The sequence below is a fragment of the Pseudomonas sp. SP16.1 genome (assembly GCF_052682975.1).
In genome coordinates this window covers 5,031,644-5,049,270 of the sequence record NZ_JBQYFZ010000001.1, presented here as the reverse complement: position 1 = coordinate 5,049,270, position 17,627 = coordinate 5,031,644, and the positions used below count along the sequence as shown (strand labels likewise).

The following is a 17,627-nucleotide window of genomic DNA, read 5'->3' as shown; positions in this document are numbered from 1 at the left end:
ATTGTAATACTACCTCAGGCTTTCAATACTGCCGCCTTCAGCCACGAAGGAGAAGGCGACATGAACCTCGATTGCGATCAAGATGCCCTGCCGGCCTACCTGCCCAATGCCGGCTGCACGGCCAGAGCCCGTGCCGGAGTCAAGGAATGGCTGGGCCTGGCAGTGCTGGCGCTACCCACCATGCTGCTCGGTCTCGACGCCACTCTGCTGTACTTGGCGCTTCCGGTTCTGGCTGCGGATCTCGCCCCCAGCAGTACCCAGGCCCTATGGATCATGGACATCTACGGTTTCATGATCGCCGGCCTGCTGATCACCATGGGTACGCTGGGCGACCGCATCGGTCGCCGCCGGCTCCTGATGATCGGCGCCACCGCGTTCGGGGGCGCTTCGGTGCTGGCGGCCTACGCCACCAGCGCCGAGATGCTCATCTTCGCGCGGGCGGCACTCGGCATGGCCGGAGCGACGCTGATGCCGTCCACCCTGGCGTTGATCAGCAACATGTTCGTCGATGCCCGCCAGCGGGCCCAGGCGATCGGCATCTGGGCGACCATGTTCGCGCTGGGCATGGCGCTGGGGCCGCTGGTGGGAGGCGCGCTGCTGCAGCGGTTCTGGTGGGGGGCGGCGTTTTTGCTGGCGCTCCCGGTCGTCACACTGCTGCTGACATTCGCGCCAGTCCTGCTGCCGGAATATCGCTCGCCTCACAGCGGCCGCTTCGATCTGTGCAGCGTCGCGCTGTCACTCGCCGCCATCCTGCCGAGCATCTATGGTCTGAAGGAAATCGCCAAGCACGGGCCACAGAACGTTGCACTGCTGGCGCTGGTCGGCGGCCTGACTTTCGCGGTGCTGTTCGTTCGTCGGCAACGACGTCTCACCGTCCCATTCCTGGACATGAACCTGTTCGCCAATCGCGCGTTCAGCGCCGCGCTGATCGTCCTGCTGGTGGGGCTGGTTGCGGTTGGCGGTGCCATGCTGCTGGTCACTCAGTACCTGCAACTGGTGATGGGGCTGTCACCGCTGGCAGCTGGCATGTGGATGGCACCACCAGCGCTGGCCATGGTCGGCGCAGGCATCATCACGCCGCTGATCGCACGGCGTACCCGTCCCGGGTTCGTCGTGGCCGGCGCCCTGGCACTATCGACCCTGGGCTACCTGTTGCTCGCCCTGCTCCATCATCGGCCCGACATCCACCTGCTAGTGACCGGCTTCGCCCTGATCTATTTCGGCCTGGGAAGCATTGCGGCGCTCGGCACTGACCTGGTGGTGGCCGCAGCGCCAGCCGACAAGGCCGGGGCGGCTTCGGCCATGTCCGAGATGGTGCAGGAGCTGGGGGTCGCCCTAGGCGTAGCTACCTTGGGCAGCCTCGCGGCCACCATCTATCGCGGACGCATTCAGGAGCACATTCCGCCAGGCCTGCCGGAGGAGGTCGCGCAGGCCATTGGCGATGGCCTGTGGCTAGCGCCGTCGCTGATGATGCACCTCCCCGAACAGTTGCTGGAACAGGCCAGGAGCACCTTCACCTTCGGTCTGAGCGTGGCTGCCACGGTTAGCGCTCTGGCCATCGCACTGTTGGCGATACTCGCCGCACTGGCCTTGCGGCATGTCGACTCGATAGGTGCGGAGAATCCCGATTGAATTCCACGGCGCGGCGTCCTTAGGCGAGCCCCGGCGGATCAGGGCTGGCCTGCATCGTCACAGGCGGTTATCGTCGCCACTCCCGCGCCAGAGAAGAGCCCGGATGAAAACCCGCGAGCGCATCCTGCAAACCGCCCTGCAACTGTTCAACCAGCAGGGCGAGCCCAATGTCTCCACCCTGGAGATCGCCAACGAGCTGGAGATCAGCCCGGGCAATCTCTACTACCACTTCCATGGCAAGGAACCGCTGGTGCTGGAGCTGTTCGAGCGGTTCCAGAGCGAGATGGCGCCGCTGCTCGACCCGCCCGCCGATGCCGAGCTGGACGTCGAGGACTACTGGCTGTTCCTGCACCTGATCGTCGAACGCCTGGCGCAGTACCGCTTCCTGTTCCAGGACCTGTCCAATCTGGCCGGCCGCCTGCCCAAGCTGGCGCGCGGCATCCGCCACTGGCTGAATGCGTTGAAACGCACCCTGGCCGCCCTGCTGGCCCGGCTGATGGCCGGCGGGGTGCTGGTCAGCGGCACCCGTGCCCTGGGCCAGCTGGTGGAGCAGATCACCCTGACCCTGCTGTTCTCCCTCGACTACCAGCGCATCATCGGCAGCCAGGGCGAGAGCCGCCTGGTGGTCTACCAGGTGATGATGCTGGTGGCGCCACACCTGGTCCAACCTGCGCGCGGCGCCGTCGAGCATCTGGCGCAACGCTATCTGGAAGCCTGACGCGCGCGGAAACGCAAACGCCCGGCACTCGGCCGGGCGTCGCTGATCCCGATAAAACTCAGGACGGGGTGGCTGGCGTCGCCGCAGTGGCCGCCGGAGCCGGTGCAGCCGCTGGCGCCGGGGCGGCAGCGGGAGCCGCGGCCGGTGCCGGAGCAGCCGGCTTCGGCGCAGCGGCCTTGGCTGCAGCAGGCTTCTTCGCCGCCGGTTTCTTCGCCGCTGCCGGTTTCGCCGCGGGCTTGGCAGCGGGTTTCGCCGCGGCCTTGGCTGCCGGCTTGACGGCTGCTGGCTTGACCGGCGCCTTCGCCGCAGGTTTCGCTGCGGCCTTGGCGACCGGCTTGGCCGCAGGCTTGGCGGCAGCCTTGGCAGCAGGTTTGGCCACCGACTTGGCCGACACGCCGGCGATCTTCTCCAGCTGCTTGGTCAGGCTGTCGACCTTATCGTTCAACGCCTTGACCTCATTGCGGCTGGGCACGCCCAGGCGCGAGATGGCGTTGTTCAGGCGCTTGTCGAAGGCCTCCTCCAGCTCGCTCCACTTGCCGATCGCCTTGTCCTTGACCTCGTCGACCCTGGATTTGGCGGAACCGACCTTGGAGCCGACGCCGGCTTTCACCGCATCGACCTGCTTGTCGACTTCAGTCTTGGCCAGCTTCTCGGCCTTTTCGCCATCCTTGACCAACGCATCGAACAGCTTGGTGCCGTCCTTGCTGACCTTGGAGTAAGCGCCCAAGCCTGCCAACCAGATCTGGCGCGAGTATTTCTCGACCTCGCCGATCCAGGAGCCGGTCTGTTTTTCGGTTTTCTTCTTAACAGCCATCCTGATCTCCTTATTTGGTACGCGCGACGTGCTCGAGCAACGCGCTCAGCTCATCCAGCTTAGCAGAGAGTGCCTCGACATCCTGCTTGGACGGAATGCCGATGCGATTCAGGGCGGCGGCGACACGGGTGTCGAAAGCCTTCTCGATCTTGTCGAACTGTTCCTCGACCTTGCCTTTGACGTTGGTCACATTGGAGTTGACCGTTTTCTTCACCGACTCGATCTGGCTGTTGGCCGCTTCGACCTGCTCGTCGACCAGTTGCTTGCCCTTGGTTTCGATGCCTTCACCGGCCTTGACCAGTTCCTTGAAGTACTCGACACCCTCGACACCGGCTTTGGCGTAGGCGCCCAGGCCCGCCAGGTAGATCTTGCGGGCGTAACCCTTGACGTCGGTCAGCAGACCGGACTTGTCCAGGTCAACGGCTTCGACTTTCTTCTTCACGGCAACTTTCGACATGGTGCACCTCACGCGCTTTGACAGTTAGCGGAAACGCCCACGGAATGCAGGCTTGGGTACACCCTAGGGAGAAAAATTAGAATTCGCATACTAGGAGCGCGGCAGATGGATCGCGCGCCAAGGGCAGGCTCCGCGATCGCCAACCTACGCCAGCGATTTGTCCAGCACCTGCTCGATCTCGCGCTGGATCATCGCGCCCATCGGCGACAGCAGCAGACCCAGCTTGAGCTCGACCAGCACCCTATCCTCTCCCACCGCGATGCTGCCGTCGGCACCACTGCGCTTGAATTCCAGGGTGTCGCCGTTCCAGCGGTAGCGCACGTCGTACTCGCGGGCCAGGCGCTCGGCCAGTTGCTCGGCCTTCTCGCGGGCAGCGGTGCGACCGAGGGAATGGGATCGTTCGACACGAATACGGGACATGGAAACTCCTTTAACTGACTGCCGGGGGCCGCGGCGGTCGTGGCCTGCGGCATGAAGTCACATCACTCTAACAGCCCGCCGCGCGGCCTGGCACCCGGGCAAGACAAAGGCGCCGGGCGCCTTTAGAATGAGCGGCGATCTTTAGCCGGTAGAGCGATATGAGCGATCCACGCAAGGCCCAGGAGCACGAACCCACCACCCACTTCGGTTTCCAGGACGTGCCGGAAAGCCAGAAGGCACAGAAGGTGGCCGAGGTCTTCCACTCGGTGGCGGCCAAGTACGACCTGATGAACGACGTGCTCTCCGGCGGCCTGCATCGCCTGTGGAAGCGCTTCACCATCGAGTTGTCCGGCGTGCGCCCGGGCAATCGCGTGCTGGATATCGCCGGCGGCACCGGCGATCTGACCCGCAAGTTTGCCAGCATCGTCGGCCCCACCGGCCAGGTGGTGCTGGCCGACATCAACGACTCCATGCTCAAGGTCGGCCGCGACCGCCTGCTGGACAAGGGCGTGGCCGGCAATGTGCAGTTCGTCCAGGCCGATGCCGAGAAGCTGCCGTTCCCCGACAACCATTTCGACGTGGTCACCATCGCCTTCGGCCTGCGCAACGTGACGCACAAGGAAGACGCCCTGCGCTCCATGCTGCGCGTGCTCAAGCCGGGCGGGCGGCTGCTGGTGCTGGAATTCTCCAAGCCGGGCAACCCTCTGCTGGCCAAGGCTTACGACACCTACTCGTTCAGTTTCATGCCGCTGGCCGGCAAGCTGATCACCAACGATGCCGACAGCTATCGCTATCTCGCCGAGTCGATCCGCATGCACCCGGACCAGGAGACCCTCAAGGCGATGATGGTCGACGCTGGCTTCGAGCGCGTCACCTACCACAACATGACCGGCGGCATCGTCGCCCTGCACCGCGGCATCAAGCCTTAATGCTCGTCACCGGGCTGCTGGCCGGAGCCGAAGCAGGCCTCAATCGCGTCCTGCGCCTCGATGGTACGGCGCTGCCGCGCCTGCAGGCGCTGGCCGGCAAGGTGATCGCCGTGCGTTGCCAGAGCCCAGAACTGCAGCTCTTTATGCTGCCCAGCGGCGCCGGCCTGCAGCTGGCTGCGCACTGGCAGGCCCCGGCCGACTGCACCCTCAGCGCCCCCGCCGCCAGCCTGGCGCGCCTGGCGCTGAGCCGCGACAAGACCACCGTGCTGCATCACCCGGACGTGTCGCTGGATGGCGACAGCGCCGCCCTGCTGCAGTTGGCCGGCATCCTCCAGGACCTGGAACTGGACTGGGAGTACGAGCTGTCGCGCTGGCTCGGCCCGCTGGCCAGCACCCTGCTCGCCGGCCATCTGCGCAGTCGGGTGAACCTCGCGGCGAATGGCGCCGCCAGCCTCAGGCAGGACCTGGCCGATTACCTGGCCGAAGAATCGCGCAGCCTGGTCGGCCAGCGCGAGGCCGATGTGCGCTTCGCCGAACTGGATCAGCTCAAGCTCGCCCTCGACCGCCTCGAAGTCCGCATCGAGCGCCTCGCCTCACGAACCAAGCCCGACGCATGAAACTACTCGCCGTTCGCCGCCTGCTGCGCATCCAGCGCGTGATCGTCCGCTACCAGCTGGACGAAATGCTGCTCGAACTACCGCTGCCGGTGTGGCTGCGCGCCCTGTCCTGGCTGCTGCCCTGGCGCTGGCTGCCGCGCACTCCACTCGACCTGTCGCGCGGTGCACGCCTGCGCCTGGCGCTGGAAGACCTGGGGCCGATCTTTATCAAGTTCGGCCAGCTGCTCTCGACCCGCCGCGACCTGTTGCCGCCGGATATCGCCGACGAACTGGCGCGCCTGCAGGATCAGGTACCGCCCTTCCCCGAAGCGCAGGCCATCGCCCTGATCGAGGCCCAGCTCGGCGCGCCGGTGGGCGAGCTGTTCGCCCGCTTCGACAGCCAGCCGCTGGCCTCGGCCTCGGTCGCCCAGGTGCACGCCGCGCAACTGAAAAGCGGCGAGGAGGTGGTGGTCAAGGTGATCCGCCCGGGTCTCAGGCCGGTGATCCGCCAGGACCTGGCCTGGCTGTTCCTGCTCGCCCGCCTCGCCGAGAAGGCCTCGGCCGATGCCCGTCGCCTGCGCCCGGTGGAAGTGGTCGGCGACTACGAAAAGACCATCTACGACGAACTCGACCTGCTGCGCGAGGCGGCCAACGCCAGCCAGCTGCGGCGCAACTTCGAGGGTTCGCCGCTGCTCTACGTGCCGCAGGTGTACTGGGACCTGTGCCGCCCGCAGGTGCTGGTGATGGAGCGCATCTACGGCATCCCGGTCACCGACCTGGCGACCCTGGCCGACCAGCGCACCGACATGAAACTGCTCGCCGAACGCGGCGTGGAGATCTTCTTCACCCAGGTATTCCGCGACAGCTTCTTCCACGCCGACATGCACCCCGGCAACATCTTCGTCAGCACCCGCACACCCTGGAGCCCGCAGTACATTGCCATCGACTGCGGCATCATCGGCAGCCTCACCGACGAGGACCAGGACTACCTGGCGCGCAACCTGATCGCCTTCTTCAAGCGCGACTACCGCCGCGTGGCGCAGCTGCACATCGACTCGGGCTGGGTACCGGCCGATACCAAGGTCAACGAGTTCGAGGCGGCCATCCGCACCGTGTGCGAGCCGATCTTCGAGAAGCCGCTCAAGGACATCTCCTTCGGCCAGCTGCTGCTGCGCCTGTTCCAGACCGCGCGGCGCTTCAACATGGAAGTGCAGCCACAGCTGGTGCTGCTGCAGAAGACCCTGCTCAATATCGAAGGCCTGGGACGTCAGCTGTACCCGGACCTGGACCTGTGGAGCACCGCGCAGCCCTTCCTTGAGCGCTGGATGCGCGAGCGCATCAGCCCGCTGCACCTGTTGCGCAACCTGCAGCAGCAGGCCGAGCAGGTGCCGCACCTGTCGCAGATCGCCCGCGACGCCCTGGAGCGTCTGCAGCAACCGGCGCCGCAGGCACCACAACCGACCAACGGGCAGTGGCCGCTGCGCCTGCTCGGCGCGGCGCTGATCGGCGCCGGCGCAATGCAGGGCCTGGCGCCGCTGCTGGCGGCCTGGCCGGCCTGGCTGATGCTCGGCGGCGGGCTTTACCTGGTACTGCACCGATAGCCAGCCCGCCGCCGCACTGGCACACTTGACGGATTGACGGATTGACGGGCCACGGCCCGGCAACATGGACACGGAAACTGCGATGAACGATTGGCTCGACGAAATCCGCTGGAACGAAGACGGCCTGGTGCCGGCCATCGCCCAGGACCACCGGAGCGGGCGCATCCTGATGATGGCCTGGATGAACCGCGAATCCTTGGCGCTCACGGTCGCCGAGCAGCGCGCCATCTACTGGTCACGCTCGCGTGGCAAACTGTGGCGCAAGGGCGAGGAGTCCGGCCATGTGCAGAAGCTGCACGAGCTGCGCCTGGACTGCGATGCCGATGTAATCATCCTCATGGTCGAGCAACTGGGCGGCATCGCCTGCCACACCGGGCGCGAGAGTTGCTTCTACCGCGTCTACGAAGAGGGCGGCTGGAAAACCGTCGACGCCGTGCTCAAAGACCCGCACGCCATCTATGCAGGACACAGCCATGAGTGACACCCTCAATCGTCTGGCCGAGGTGCTGGAGGCGCGCAAGGGCGCTGCCCCCGACAGCTCCTACGTCGCCAGCCTGTACCACAAGGGTCTGAACAAGATTCTGGAAAAACTCGGCGAGGAATCGGTGGAAACCATCCTCGCCGCCAAGGACGCTGCCGTCAGCGGCGACAGCAAGGATGTAATCTACGAAACCGCCGATCTGTGGTTCCACAGCCTGGTCATGCTCGCCGCCCTCGGCCAGCATCCGCAGGCCGTGCTGGACGAGCTGGATCGTCGTTTCGGCCTGTCCGGCCATGCGGAAAAAGCCGCACGGCCGCAAAACTGAACAACCTCTTACTTCGGAGAACGCATCATGGGATTCGGTGGCATCAGCATCTGGCAACTCCTGATCATACTGCTCATCGTCGTCATGCTGTTCGGCACCAAGCGCCTGAAGAGCCTGGGTTCGGACCTGGGCGACGCGATCAAGGGCTTCCGCAAGTCGATGGACAACGGCGAAGCCGAGAAACCGGCAGTCGAAGAGCCGAAGGGGCAGACCATCGACGCCCAGGCGCGCAAGGTCGAAGAGCCGGCGAAGAAAGACTGAGTCATGTTCGACATCGGTTTTACCGAACTGCTGCTGGTCGGCCTGGTCGCCCTGCTGGTGCTCGGCCCCGAGCGCCTGCCCGGCGCGGTGCGCACTGCCGGCCTGTGGATCGGCCGGATCAAGCGCAGCTTCAGCGCGATCAAGGCTGAGGTGGAACGCGAGATCGGCGCCGACGAGATCCGCCGCCAGCTGCATAACGAGCGGATTCTCGAGCTGGAGCGAGAAATGCAGGCGATGAAGCAGGACATCCTCGACACCACCAGCCTCAAGCCGACCAGCGAGACCGACAAGCGCGCCGCCGAGCCGCCACAGCCCGCCGCCCAGGACAAGAATCCCCAGCCATGAGCCGATTGCCGGACGCCGACCAGGAAATGCCCCTGGTCTCGCACCTGACCGAACTGCGCACGCGCCTGCTGCGCTGCGTGGTGATCATCCTGCTGATCTTCGGCGGCCTGTTCTACTTCGCCCAGGACATCTACGCGCTGGTCGCCGCGCCACTGCGTGCCTACCTGCCGGAAGGCGCGACGATGATCGCCACCGGTGTCGCCTCGCCTTTCCTCACGCCGTTCAAGCTGACCCTGATGTGCGCGCTGTTTCTCGGCATGCCGGTGCTCCTGCACCAGGCCTGGGGCTTCATCGCGCCGGGGCTGTACACCCACGAGAAGCGCATCGCCGTGCCGCTGCTGATCTCCAGCATCTTCCTGTTCTACGCCGGCATGGCCTTCGCCTACTTCGTGGTGTTTCCCATCATGTTCGGTTTCTTCGCCAGCGTGACGCCCGAGGGCGTGGCAATGATGACCGACATCGGCCAGTATCTGGATTTCGTGCTGACGCTGTTCTTCGCCTTCGGCGTGGCGTTCGAGATCCCCATCGCCACCTTCCTGCTGATCTGGGTCGGCATCGTCGACGTCGCCACCCTGCGCAAGAGCCGGCCCTACGTGGTCGTCGGCTGCTTCGTGGTGGGCATGGTGCTGACCCCGCCGGACGTGTTCTCGCAGACCCTGCTGGCCCTGCCGATGTGGCTGCTGTTCGAGACCGGCGTGCTGGCCGGAGCCCTGGTCAAGCGCAACCGCGAACAGGAGTCGGACGAGGAACAGGCCAAGCCCGAAGACCAGCCCCCCGCGCCGCAGCCGTGAACCTGCTGCTGCTGGAAGACGCCGATTTCGTCGGTGTCGATCGCGTCCGCCTCAGCGGCCGGCGGCTGAAACACCTGCACGAGGTGCATCGCGCGGCGGCTGGCGACCGTCTGCGGGTCGGCCGCCTCGGCGGGCTGATGGGCGAAGGTCATCTACTCAGCCTCGATGAGGCGCACGCCGAACTCGAGGTCGAGCTGACCCAGGCAGCGCCGGCCAAGCTGCCGCTGACCCTGGTACTGGCCCTGCCCAGGCCGAAGATGCTCAAGCGCACCCTGCAGACCATTGCCGCCATGGGCGTGCCGCGCCTGGTGCTGGTCAACAGCTACCGGGTGGAGAAGAGCTTCTGGCAGACCCCCTTCCTCGAAGCCGAAGCCATCCGCGAACAACTGATCCTCGGCCTGGAGCAGGCGCGCGACACCCTGCTGCCGGAGGTGCTGATCGAAAAGCGCTTCAAGCCCTTCGTCGAGGATCGTCTGCCTCTGCTTGCCGCCGGTTCGCTCGGCCTGGTAGGCCATCCAGGCGACCATCCGCCCTGCCCGCGTGCGGTCGAAGGTCCAGTCACCCTGGCCATCGGCCCGGAAGGCGGCTGGATTCCCTACGAGGTGGAACTGCTGGGCCAGGCCGCCGGACTGCGACCGGTACAACTCGGCGAGCGCATCCTGCGGGTGGAAACGGCGGTGCCGGCGCTGCTGGCGCGGCTGTTCTGAACCCGCGCCCATCGCGGATGATCGCGACGGGCTAGGCGCCGCCCAATCCGGCGACGAACAAACCGGTCACCGCCTGAGCGGCGGCCGCCGCATCCTGGCCGGGCAGCTGATCATCCAGCAGCAGTTGCGCCAGCCCGTGCACCAGGCTCCAGGCCGCCAGGCTGGCGGTCGCCGGATCCCGGCCTGGCGCCGCGGCCTGCACGCTGGCCCCGAGCTGCCGGTAGAGGGCTTGCGCCGCCTGCTGCAGCTGCGGGTAGCGCGATTTTTCCGCCACGCCGCCGAACATCAGGGCGAAGCGCCCCGGTTGTTCCAGGGCGAAGGCCACGTAGCACTGCCCCAACGCCTGCAGGCGCGACGCCGGTAGCAGCGCCATACGTCGACTCAGCTCGGCGAAACCCTCGGCAGCCAGGGCCGCCAGCAAGGCATCGCGATCGGAAAAATGCCGGTAGGGGGCGTTATGCGAAACCCCGGCGCGGCGCGCAACCTCGCGCAAGCTGACCGCCGCTGCGCCGCCCTCGCTCAGCAGTTCGCCGGCCGCCGCCAGCAGGGCGCAGCGCAGATCACCATGGTGATAGGCGCGAGTGCCCGCTTCCTCGCATGTTGACACCAGCAACATCCCCTCTAATATGTTGACACCGCCCACATTATGCCCGCAGCGGGCAACGGGCACCAGCTCCGCTCGGAGGAACCGCCATGCTATTCGTTGCCCTATTGCTGGTTTTCACCCTGCTCGCCGCGCTGCCCGCCCGCCTGGGCCTCGCCGGGCCGACAAGCTGGCCGGCACGCATGCGCCTGGCCCTGGCATTGGCCCTGCTGCTGATCGGCGCGGATCACTGGCTGACCCCGGCGCGCTACCTGGCGATGATGCCGCCCTATCTACCCTGGCACCTGGAGCTGGTGTTGCTGACCGGCGCCTGCGAGATCGCCGGTGCACTGGGCCTGCTCTGGCCTCGCACGCGCAGGCTGGCGGGGGGATTGCTGGCGCTGTACTTCGTCTGCGTGTTTCCAGCCAACCTGCACAACGCCGCGCATGGGCTGCAGGTCGACGGCCTGCCCAGCGTGCAGTGGTACTACTGGCTGCGCCTGCCGTTCCAGCCGCTGATCATCCTCTGGACGCTGTATGCCGCCGAGTGGCTGCGCTGGCCACAGCCGTTCAGCTTTCCAGGAGGAAGGTCACCGGCCCGTCGTTGACCAGATGCACCTGCATATGGGCGCCGAAACGCCCGCAGGCCACCTGCGGGTGCTGCGCGCGCGCCAGCTCGACCAGCGCCTCGAACAGCGCGGCGCCCTGGGCCGGCGGCGCGGCGCTGGAAAAGCTGGGGCGCATGCCGCTCCTGGTATCGGCGGCCAGGGTGAACTGGGAGACCAGCAGCAATCCGCCGCCGATATCCTTGAGCGAACGGTTCATCTTGCCCGCCTCGTCGCTGAACACGCGGTAATTCAGCAGCTTGTGCAGGGCGCGGGAAAGACTGGCCTGATCGTCCTGCGGCTCGATGCCGACCAGCGCCAGCAGCCCCTGGTCGATGCTGCCCACCACCTCGTGTTCGACCTCAACCCTCGCTGCGCCGACGCGCTGGATCAGCAGCTTCATGCGTCCTCCGGCGGCAGGTCGAGCAGGCGCCGGGCCATCTGCTCGGCGGCGCGCACCAGGGCATCGGTGATGCCCGGCTCGGCGGCCGAGTGGCCGGCGTCGCGGATGATCTGCAGCTCGCTGTTGGGCCAGGCCTGATGCAGCGCCCAGGCGTTGTCCAGCGGGCAGATGGCGTCGTAGCGGCCGTGCACGATGATGCCCGGCAGGTGGGCGATCTTCGGCATGTCGCGGAGCAACTGGTCGGGTTCGAGGAAGGCGTCGTTGACGAAGTAGTGGCATTCGATGCGGGCGATGGACAGCGCGCGGTGCGCCTCGCTGAAGCGCTCGACCACCTGCGGGTTGGGGCGCAGCGTGGCGGTGCGGCCCTCCCAGCTCGACCAGGCCTTGGCGGCGTGCATCTGGGCGATCTGGTCGGGGCCGGTCAGGCGCTTGTAGAAGGCCTGCATCAGGTCGCCGCGCTCCTCCAGCGGGATCGGTGCGAGGTAGTCCTCCCAGTAGTCGGGGAACAGGCGGCTGGCGCCCTCCTGATAGAACCAGCGGAACTCCTGCGGCCGGCACAGGAAGATGCCGCGCAGGATCAGCCCCAGCACCCGATGCGGGTGCGCCTGGGCGTAGGCCAGCGCCAGGGTCGAGCCCCAGGAGCCGCCGAACAGCACGAACTTGTCTATCCCCAAGTGCTCGCGGATACGCTCGATATCGCCGATCAACGCCTGGGTGGTATTGCCCTCCAGGCTGGCGTGCGGCGTGGAGCGGCCACAACCGCGCTGGTCGAAGGTGACGATGCGGTAGAGATTGGGATCGAAATAGCGCCGGCTAGCGGCATCGCAGCCGGCGCCAGGCCCGCCATGGATGAACAGCACCGGCAGCCCGTCCGCCGAACCGCTCTCGTCCACATATAGGACATGGGGCGATTCGACCGCCAGTTCGTGACGGGCGTAGGGTTTGATCTCCGGATACAAAGTCTGCATGGTGGGCTCCTGGCTCGATGGGCTACAACTGCCGTGTTCCGCTCTGCCGGGCATCATAACCATGAAAAGGGAGTTCAGCATGTCGACACGGATTTTCCTCTGGCCGGCGGCGCTTTTCGTCGCCCTGCTGCTAAGCGGCTGCGGCGCCAGGGACGATCCCCAGGCCACCCTCGAGGCAGCCGTCGAGCAACTGCAGGACGCGCTCGAGGCGAAGCAGTCCGGCGCGGTGATGGAGCAGCTGCACGGCAACTTCCGTGCCGGCGAGGAGCTGGATCGCGACTGGGCCAAGCGCACCATGGCCCTGCTGTTCCTGCGCCACAAGAACGTCCGGGTCATCGCCCTGGGCAAGCGCAGCTGGATCGATTCGGCGATCGGCAGCAAGGGGCATACCGAAGCCCTGGTCGGCCTGAGCGGCGCCGAAGGGTTGATCCCCGACAGCGCCAGGCACTATTCGCTGAAGCTGGAGTGGTGGCTGGAAGATGACGAATGGAAACTGGCGCGCCTGAACTGGGAGTAGCCCGGATGAACTACGGGGGACATCCAGCGCCACATCCCCGGACTGCATCCGGGCCAAGGCAAACAGGCCCTTAGTCGGCCTGGCGCCAGATCAGCTCGGCGGTGTCGTAACCCCGCTCGCGCGCCACCGCCAGCAGCTCGTCGCTCGTGGCGGCGTCCACCTGCGGGGTGCGCGCCAGCAGCCACAGGTACTTGCGCTGCGGATGGCCGACCAGCGCCACGCGATAATCCTCGTCGTGGTAGAGCACCCAGTAGTCGCCCTTGATCGGCAGCAGCTTGCTAGCCCAGTTGTCGAAGCGCACCCAGAGCTTGTCCGTGCGCCCCTCGACCTGCGGCTCGGCGACGCCCCTGGCCTCCTGCCACTCGCCGTCGTCATCGCGGCAGCGGTTGGTCACCTCGATGCGCTCGTCGTCCCGCAGGCGGTAATGCGCCTCGGACTGAACGCAGTTGCGCAGGAAGAACATCGGCAGGCGCGCCAGCTCGTACCAGGTGCCCTGGTAGCGCTGCAGGTCGACCTGCACGGTTTGCGGCGGCTCCTGCACGATGTTTCCGGTACCGGAATTGGCACAGCCCAGCAGGGCCAGGAAGGCACCGGCGATAATGATGGAACGCATGCAGCCTCCTGCTTACTTGAGCCCCTTGCCGGAGAACATCATCACCTTGTCGCCGGCGTACTGCACGCTGATGAAGCTCTTGTCGTCGCCCCAGGTGCAGCTGGACATGCCCAGGGCACCGGCGCACTCGCCCGGCGCGCCGAGCAGGCTTTCCACCTCGTCCTTGCTCATGCCGGCCTTGAGCTTGGCATAGTTTTCCTGGTTGACCTTGCTGCAGGCAGCCAGCAGACAGCAGGCGAGCAGCGCGACGACACGCTTGGACATGGAGGGCACTCCTGAGGGAAGGGAACGCGGCTAGCTTGGCATAGCGAGCTGCAACTTGCCCGCTTGGAGTTCAGAAACGCGAACCGGGTTCCCGCAGGAAAAGCTCTTCCTCGACGCTCGAGGAACGCTCGAGAATGGCGTTGCGATGCGGGAAACGGGCGAAACGGGCGATCACCTGCCGGTGGCGTTCGGCGAAGTCGAGAAAGTTACCGAACAGATCGCGCTCATCCGCAGCGGCCGCCTCGTGCAGCCCCCGAAACAACTCGACGGCACACTCCTGCAGGGCCAGGTCCTCGGCATGCTCGAAGACGATGTAGGCGAATACCCGCTCGATCGCCGTCAGTTGCCGATCCAGGCCCTGTTCCAGCCCCTGCTGCAGCAGCGCCCGCGCCAGCGGGTCGCCGGCGAAGGCGCGCGGCGTGTCGCGGAAGATCATGCGCGGCAGCTGGTCGAGCAGGATCAGATTGGCCAGCCAGCCCCGGGGAGATTGCGTCCAGCTTTGCAACTCGCCGGCCAGCGCCTGTTCGACCTGCCCGGCGAAACGCTCACGCGCCTCTCGATCCTGGCTGTCCCGCTTGCCGAACCACAGCTGCTGGCGCGCCGCCGCCACCTCGACGGCGCTGGCGGGGACGGCACCGAACCACCAGTCGAGCAGCGGCTGCCAGGGCTGCACGGTTCAGCCCCGGTGGTAGGCGGTGACGCGCAGCACTTCTTCCTTCGAGCCGAGGAACACCGCCACGCGCTGGTGCAGGGATTCCGGCTGGATGTCGAGGATGCGCTGCGAGCCGTTGGTGGCGGCGCCGCCGGCCTGCTCGATGATCATCGACATCGGGTTGGCCTCGTACATCAGGCGCAGCTTGCCGGGCTTTTCCGGCTCGCGGGCATCGCGCGGGTACATGAACACGCCGCCGCGGGTGAGGATGCGATGCACGTCGGCCACCATCGAGGCGATCCAGCGCATGTTGTAGTTCTTGCCCAGCGGCCCGGTCTCGCCGGCCAGCAGCTCGGACACGTAGCGCTGCACCGGAGCCTCCCAGTGACGCTGGTTGGACATGTTGATGGCGAATTCCTTGGTCGCCTCCGGCACGCGAATGTTGTCGTGGGTGAGCACGAAGGAGCCCAGCTCGCGGTCCAGGGTGAAGCCCTTGACGCCGTCGCCGAGGGTCAGCATCAGCATGGTCTGCGGACCGTAGATGGCGTAGCCGGCGGCCACCTGCTGGGTGCCCGGCTGGAGGAACGCCTCCTCGCCGAGGTCGCCGCACTCGCCGTTGCGGTCCGGGCAGCGCAGCACCGAGAAGATGGTGCCGACCGAGACGTTGACGTCGATGTTGCTGGAGCCGTCCAGCGGGTCGAATACCAGCAGGTAGGCGCCCTTGGGATACTTGCCGGGAATCTGGTAGGCGTTGTCCATTTCTTCGGAGGCCATGCCGGCCAGGTGGCCGCCCCACTCGTTGGCTTCCAGGAGGATCTCGTTGGACAGCACGTCGAGCTTCTTCTGCACCTCGCCCTGCACGTTCTCGGTTTCCATGCTGCCGAGCACGCCGCCGAGGGCGCCCTTGGACACCTGGTGGCTGATGGCCTTGCAGGCGCGTGCCACAACCTCGATGAGGAAGCGCAAATCGGCCGGGGTATTGTGGCTGCGGGTCTGCTCGATCAGGTAGCGGCTCAGGGTGACGCGGGACATGGACAGCTCCGGATAGGGAAAAAACCCGCGCAGTTTAACCCGTTCCCGGCGTGCCCGCCTCCCCGCGACCGCGCGCGGAGGGGAGAAACTGACGGAACGCGCAGCTGGCCAACTGCCTCACGCCAGCGCGAGCCCTGGTGCCGGGCAGCGGTTGTCCGCGGCAGGGGGCGGCGCTGACGCCCGACGCCAGTTGCGTTCAGCCCACGGCCGCCAGTTGCACCCGGTTGCGGCCGTTGCGCTTGGCGCCATAGAGCGCGACGTCGGCGGCTTGCAGCAGGCCGTCGAGCTCGTCGCCATGCACCGGCCACAGGGCGATGCCGGCCGACATGGTCACCGGCAGCGCGCCGATGCGCGTCGGCTGGGCGACCTGGGCCAGCTGCAGGCGCAGCGCTTCCAGGCGGCTGGTGGCGGCCTTCGAGTCCAGCCCCGGGAGGATCAACAGGAATTCCTCGCCGCCGATACGGAACACCGCGTCGGTGCTGCGCAGGTTCTCCAGCAGATGCTGGGCCACCGACTTGAGCACGTCGTCGCCGACCAGGTGGCCGCATTCGTCGTTGAGCCGCTTGAAGTGGTCGAGGTCGATCAGCGCCAAGGCCAGCGGAATCCGCTCACGCTGGGCGCGAGCCAGTTCGCGGGCGAAAAATTCGTCCAGGTAGCGACGGTTGTACAGGCCGGTGAGCGGATCGCACAGCGCCTGCTCGCGCAACTGCTCGTGCAGACTGGTGATGGTGCGCAGGCGCTCCTCGCTGACGGCCAGCGCCTCGGCCAGCTTCAGCTCGCCGAGGTGGCGCTGGGTGACGTCGCGTACGTAGAGCATGCGCCCGAGCAGTACCGGGCCGTGACGGGTGGCGCGCTCGATGGCGCGGACGCGTACCTCGTAGTAGCGCGCCGCGCTGGTCAGGGTCAGCGGCTGGTCCTGCTCCGCGGCGTGCTGCTCGAGCAGGTGCTGCATATCGGCGCCGAACACCGGCCAATCGTCCAGCGCCCGCCCCTGCCAGCCGTGCTGCAAGCCCGCCAGCTTGAGCGCCGCGGGGTTGGCCTCGACCACCCGTCCGCGCGGGTCGATCACCAGTACCGGATCGAGCAGCGCCTCGAGCAGCAGGTGACGAGCGACCGGCAGCAGGTCGAACAGGCGCACGCCGACGATCAGCCAGGCGAAGGCCAGCAGGGTGAAGGCGAAGCTGAAGGGGGTGGGGTCGAAGCCGAACAGCGTCCAGCCGAACCCCACGTAGCCGACGTTGGCCACCCAGGGCACCGCGGTGACCAGCACGAACGCCAGGTAATGGCGGCGGTGCAGGCCCTGGCTGAGCGCCGCGGCGCGGATCACCACGCCCATGCAGAAGGCCATGAACAGGTAGACGTAGAGCGCCGTGGCGTAGAACAGCGGGCCGTGCTGATAGCGCACCGGCGCCCCCGGGCTGGCGTCGATCGGCGCACTGCCGGCGCCGTAGAACAGGCCGTGCCAGGGATTGCTCAGCGCCAGTCCCCAGACCAGCAGCGGCACCAGGCTGAGGCCGAGGACGCCGCTGCGGCTCAGCGGCGTGCGCATGCTGTTGACGTACTGCCAGAGGAATACCGCCCAGAAGGTCGGCGTGGAGACGATGCCCGGCCAGGCCATGCTGGCCCAGAACATCTTGCATTCGGGCGCGAAGAAACTCATTTCCAGCGCCGCGACGGCCATCCACCAGAGACTGGCCAGATGCAGCAGGATGAAGCTGTCACGCCCGGGGAAATCGCGTTGGCGGGTCACCCAGTGGGCCAGCAGGATCACCCCGAAACACACCAGCAGGGTCATCAGCACCGGCGGCGACAGGCTCCAGCCGGAAGCCAGGCAGGCCTGCATCAGGCAAACCCTCGCGCCAGGAGCAGCGGAGCAATGGAAGTGGCGGCCAGGCTGCCGGGCCGCTCGGCGA

General features: G+C 66.7%; 24 protein-coding genes. 13 read left to right on the top strand and 11 right to left on the bottom strand.

Annotated features, from left to right (window positions below):
- The first annotated feature begins 60 nt into the window (after positions 1-60).
- Both ACUTAF_RS23765 and ACUTAF_RS23760 read left to right on the top strand, forming a co-directional pair.
- The gene (locus tag ACUTAF_RS23765; protein WP_445582282.1) at positions 61-1,632 is read left to right on the top strand and encodes an MFS transporter; all 1,572 of its coding nucleotides are present in this window, start codon (positions 61-63) and stop codon (positions 1,630-1,632) included.
- Positions 1,633-1,735: 103 nt separating this feature from the next.
- Positions 1,736-2,350 carry a TetR/AcrR family transcriptional regulator gene (locus ACUTAF_RS23760; RefSeq protein WP_445582281.1) on the top strand — a complete coding sequence of 205 codons (615 nt, stop codon included), beginning with the start codon at positions 1,736-1,738 and terminating at the stop codon, positions 2,348-2,350.
- Positions 2,351-2,408: 58 nt separating this feature from the next.
- Here the strand turns inward: ACUTAF_RS23760 and ACUTAF_RS23755 are convergent, their stop codons facing one another.
- From ACUTAF_RS23755 to ACUTAF_RS23745, 3 genes are all read right to left on the bottom strand, one after another.
- Entirely contained in the window at positions 2,409-3,164 is a 756-nt protein-coding gene (locus ACUTAF_RS23755) for a phasin family protein (RefSeq protein ID WP_445582280.1), read from the bottom strand.
- Positions 3,165-3,174: 10 nt separating this feature from the next.
- Positions 3,175-3,621 carry a phasin family protein gene (locus ACUTAF_RS23750; RefSeq protein WP_445582279.1) on the bottom strand — a complete coding sequence of 149 codons (447 nt, stop codon included), beginning with the start codon at positions 3,619-3,621 and terminating at the stop codon, positions 3,175-3,177.
- A 144-nt stretch (positions 3,622-3,765) separates the two neighbouring features.
- Positions 3,766-4,041: a polyhydroxyalkanoic acid system family protein gene (locus ACUTAF_RS23745; RefSeq protein ID WP_445582278.1), complete on the bottom strand. Its 276-nt coding sequence runs from the start codon at positions 4,039-4,041 to the stop codon at positions 3,766-3,768.
- A 158-nt stretch (positions 4,042-4,199) separates the two neighbouring features.
- Here ACUTAF_RS23745 and ubiE point away from each other — a divergent pair, with 158 nt between their 5' ends.
- From ubiE to ACUTAF_RS23700, 9 genes are all read left to right on the top strand, one after another.
- Complete coding sequence (gene ubiE / locus ACUTAF_RS23740; protein ID WP_445582277.1) at positions 4,200-4,970, top strand: bifunctional demethylmenaquinone methyltransferase/2-methoxy-6-polyprenyl-1,4-benzoquinol methylase UbiE; 771 nt, start codon at positions 4,200-4,202, stop codon at positions 4,968-4,970.
- Positions 4,970-5,587, top strand: coding sequence for a ubiquinone biosynthesis accessory factor UbiJ (locus ACUTAF_RS23735; protein WP_445582276.1), 618 nt, complete (start codon positions 4,970-4,972; stop codon positions 5,585-5,587). The genes ubiE and ACUTAF_RS23735 overlap by 1 nt, the downstream gene beginning before the upstream one ends.
- Positions 5,584-7,167, top strand: coding sequence for a ubiquinone biosynthesis regulatory protein kinase UbiB (ubiB, locus tag ACUTAF_RS23730; protein ID WP_445582275.1), 1,584 nt, complete (start codon positions 5,584-5,586; stop codon positions 7,165-7,167). The genes ACUTAF_RS23735 and ubiB overlap by 4 nt, the downstream gene beginning before the upstream one ends.
- Before the next feature lie 82 nt (positions 7,168-7,249).
- Positions 7,250-7,648, top strand: a complete 399-nt coding sequence (hisI, locus tag ACUTAF_RS23725) for a phosphoribosyl-AMP cyclohydrolase (RefSeq protein WP_445582274.1) — start codon at positions 7,250-7,252, stop codon at positions 7,646-7,648.
- Positions 7,641-7,973, top strand: coding sequence for a phosphoribosyl-ATP diphosphatase (locus ACUTAF_RS23720; protein WP_445582273.1), 333 nt, complete (start codon positions 7,641-7,643; stop codon positions 7,971-7,973). Before hisI ends, ACUTAF_RS23720 begins: the two co-directional genes overlap by 8 nt.
- Positions 7,974-8,000: 27 nt before the next feature.
- Entirely contained in the window at positions 8,001-8,234 is a 234-nt protein-coding gene (tatA, locus tag ACUTAF_RS23715) for a twin-arginine translocase TatA/TatE family subunit (protein WP_011920744.1), read from the top strand.
- 3 nt (positions 8,235-8,237) lie between these two features.
- Positions 8,238-8,579, top strand: a complete 342-nt coding sequence (gene tatB, locus ACUTAF_RS23710) for a Sec-independent protein translocase protein TatB (RefSeq protein ID WP_445582272.1) — start codon at positions 8,238-8,240, stop codon at positions 8,577-8,579.
- Complete coding sequence (tatC, locus tag ACUTAF_RS23705; protein WP_445582271.1) at positions 8,576-9,370, top strand: twin-arginine translocase subunit TatC; 795 nt, start codon at positions 8,576-8,578, stop codon at positions 9,368-9,370. Before tatB ends, tatC begins: the two co-directional genes overlap by 4 nt.
- Entirely contained in the window at positions 9,367-10,077 is a 711-nt protein-coding gene (locus ACUTAF_RS23700) for a 16S rRNA (uracil(1498)-N(3))-methyltransferase (RefSeq protein WP_445582270.1), read from the top strand. Before tatC ends, ACUTAF_RS23700 begins: the two co-directional genes overlap by 4 nt.
- A gap of 31 nt (positions 10,078-10,108) precedes the next feature.
- On the opposite strand, the gene ACUTAF_RS23695 is transcribed toward ACUTAF_RS23700, so the two are convergent.
- A complete protein-coding gene (locus ACUTAF_RS23695; RefSeq protein ID WP_445582269.1) occupies positions 10,109-10,684 on the bottom strand; it encodes a TetR/AcrR family transcriptional regulator in 576 nt (191 codons plus the stop codon).
- Positions 10,685-10,770: 86 nt separating this feature from the next.
- Here ACUTAF_RS23695 and ACUTAF_RS23690 point away from each other — a divergent pair, with 86 nt between their 5' ends.
- Positions 10,771-11,268: a DoxX family protein gene (locus ACUTAF_RS23690; RefSeq protein WP_445582268.1), complete on the top strand. Its 498-nt coding sequence runs from the start codon at positions 10,771-10,773 to the stop codon at positions 11,266-11,268.
- Here ACUTAF_RS23690 and dtd read toward each other — a convergent pair.
- On the bottom strand, positions 11,231-11,668 hold the full coding sequence (dtd, locus tag ACUTAF_RS23685) for a D-aminoacyl-tRNA deacylase (protein WP_445582267.1): 438 nt from the start codon (positions 11,666-11,668) through the stop codon (positions 11,231-11,233). The two genes, ACUTAF_RS23690 and dtd, sit on opposite strands and share 38 nt — an antisense overlap.
- Positions 11,665-12,636, bottom strand: a complete 972-nt coding sequence (gene pip, locus ACUTAF_RS23680) for a prolyl aminopeptidase (protein ID WP_445582266.1) — start codon at positions 12,634-12,636, stop codon at positions 11,665-11,667. The genes dtd and pip overlap by 4 nt, the downstream gene beginning before the upstream one ends.
- 79 nt (positions 12,637-12,715) lie before the next feature.
- Between pip and ACUTAF_RS23675 the strand changes: the two genes are divergently transcribed.
- Positions 12,716-13,153 carry a hypothetical protein gene (locus ACUTAF_RS23675; protein WP_445582265.1) on the top strand — a complete coding sequence of 146 codons (438 nt, stop codon included), beginning with the start codon at positions 12,716-12,718 and terminating at the stop codon, positions 13,151-13,153.
- A 70-nt stretch (positions 13,154-13,223) separates the two neighbouring features.
- Here the strand turns inward: ACUTAF_RS23675 and ACUTAF_RS23670 are convergent, their stop codons facing one another.
- The 5 genes from ACUTAF_RS23670 to ACUTAF_RS23650 all read right to left on the bottom strand — a co-directional run bounded on the left by ACUTAF_RS23670 (position 13,224) and on the right by ACUTAF_RS23650 (position 17,557).
- Positions 13,224-13,766: a lipocalin family protein gene (locus ACUTAF_RS23670; RefSeq protein WP_445582264.1), complete on the bottom strand. Its 543-nt coding sequence runs from the start codon at positions 13,764-13,766 to the stop codon at positions 13,224-13,226.
- Between the two features lie 12 nt (positions 13,767-13,778).
- Positions 13,779-14,030 (bottom strand): outer membrane protein assembly factor BamE domain-containing protein, encoded by a 252-nt coding sequence (bamE, locus tag ACUTAF_RS23665; protein WP_445582263.1) that lies wholly within the window; start codon positions 14,028-14,030, stop codon positions 13,779-13,781.
- 70 nt (positions 14,031-14,100) lie between these two features.
- Positions 14,101-14,703 (bottom strand): DUF924 family protein, encoded by a 603-nt coding sequence (locus ACUTAF_RS23660; protein ID WP_445582262.1) that lies wholly within the window; start codon positions 14,701-14,703, stop codon positions 14,101-14,103.
- A 3-nt stretch (positions 14,704-14,706) separates the two neighbouring features.
- On the bottom strand, positions 14,707-15,714 hold the full coding sequence (locus tag ACUTAF_RS23655; protein ID WP_445582261.1) for a class 1 fructose-bisphosphatase: 1,008 nt from the start codon (positions 15,712-15,714) through the stop codon (positions 14,707-14,709).
- A 196-nt stretch (positions 15,715-15,910) separates the two neighbouring features.
- Positions 15,911-17,557 carry a histidine kinase N-terminal 7TM domain-containing diguanylate cyclase gene (locus ACUTAF_RS23650; protein ID WP_445582260.1) on the bottom strand — a complete coding sequence of 549 codons (1,647 nt, stop codon included), beginning with the start codon at positions 17,555-17,557 and terminating at the stop codon, positions 15,911-15,913.
- Positions 17,558-17,627 lie beyond the last annotated feature (70 nt).

Excerpts from the sequence above, each read along its gene's own strand:
- hisI (WP_445582274.1), top strand. The coding sequence starts at position 7,250 with ATGAACGATTGGCTCGACGAAATCCGCTGGAACGAAGACGGCCTGGTG.
- ACUTAF_RS23735 (WP_445582276.1), top strand. The coding sequence starts at position 4,970 with ATGCTCGTCACCGGGCTGCTGGCCGGAGCCGAAGCAGGCCTCAATCGC.
- tatC (WP_445582271.1), top strand. The coding sequence starts at position 8,576 with ATGAGCCGATTGCCGGACGCCGACCAGGAAATGCCCCTGGTCTCGCAC.
- pip (WP_445582266.1), bottom strand. The coding sequence starts at position 12,636 with ATGCAGACTTTGTATCCGGAGATCAAACCCTACGCCCGTCACGAACTG.
- bamE (WP_445582263.1), bottom strand. The coding sequence starts at position 14,030 with ATGTCCAAGCGTGTCGTCGCGCTGCTCGCCTGCTGTCTGCTGGCTGCC.
- ACUTAF_RS23765 (WP_445582282.1), top strand. The coding sequence starts at position 61 with ATGAACCTCGATTGCGATCAAGATGCCCTGCCGGCCTACCTGCCCAAT.
- ubiB (WP_445582275.1), top strand. The coding sequence starts at position 5,584 with ATGAAACTACTCGCCGTTCGCCGCCTGCTGCGCATCCAGCGCGTGATC.
- ACUTAF_RS23760 (WP_445582281.1), top strand. The coding sequence starts at position 1,736 with ATGAAAACCCGCGAGCGCATCCTGCAAACCGCCCTGCAACTGTTCAAC.
- tatB (WP_445582272.1), top strand. The coding sequence starts at position 8,238 with ATGTTCGACATCGGTTTTACCGAACTGCTGCTGGTCGGCCTGGTCGCC.
- ACUTAF_RS23745 (WP_445582278.1), bottom strand. The coding sequence starts at position 4,041 with ATGTCCCGTATTCGTGTCGAACGATCCCATTCCCTCGGTCGCACCGCT.
- ACUTAF_RS23670 (WP_445582264.1), bottom strand. The coding sequence starts at position 13,766 with ATGCGTTCCATCATTATCGCCGGTGCCTTCCTGGCCCTGCTGGGCTGT.
- ACUTAF_RS23755 (WP_445582280.1), bottom strand. The coding sequence starts at position 3,164 with ATGGCTGTTAAGAAGAAAACCGAAAAACAGACCGGCTCCTGGATCGGC.
- ACUTAF_RS23720 (WP_445582273.1), top strand. The coding sequence starts at position 7,641 with ATGAGTGACACCCTCAATCGTCTGGCCGAGGTGCTGGAGGCGCGCAAG.
- dtd (WP_445582267.1), bottom strand. The coding sequence starts at position 11,668 with ATGAAGCTGCTGATCCAGCGCGTCGGCGCAGCGAGGGTTGAGGTCGAA.
- ACUTAF_RS23675 (WP_445582265.1), top strand. The coding sequence starts at position 12,716 with ATGTCGACACGGATTTTCCTCTGGCCGGCGGCGCTTTTCGTCGCCCTG.
- ACUTAF_RS23690 (WP_445582268.1), top strand. The coding sequence starts at position 10,771 with ATGCTATTCGTTGCCCTATTGCTGGTTTTCACCCTGCTCGCCGCGCTG.
- tatA (WP_011920744.1), top strand. The coding sequence starts at position 8,001 with ATGGGATTCGGTGGCATCAGCATCTGGCAACTCCTGATCATACTGCTC.
- ACUTAF_RS23750 (WP_445582279.1), bottom strand. The coding sequence starts at position 3,621 with ATGTCGAAAGTTGCCGTGAAGAAGAAAGTCGAAGCCGTTGACCTGGAC.
- ubiE (WP_445582277.1), top strand. The coding sequence starts at position 4,200 with ATGAGCGATCCACGCAAGGCCCAGGAGCACGAACCCACCACCCACTTC.
- ACUTAF_RS23655 (WP_445582261.1), bottom strand. The coding sequence starts at position 15,714 with ATGTCCCGCGTCACCCTGAGCCGCTACCTGATCGAGCAGACCCGCAGC.
- ACUTAF_RS23650 (WP_445582260.1), bottom strand. The coding sequence starts at position 17,557 with ATGCAGGCCTGCCTGGCTTCCGGCTGGAGCCTGTCGCCGCCGGTGCTG.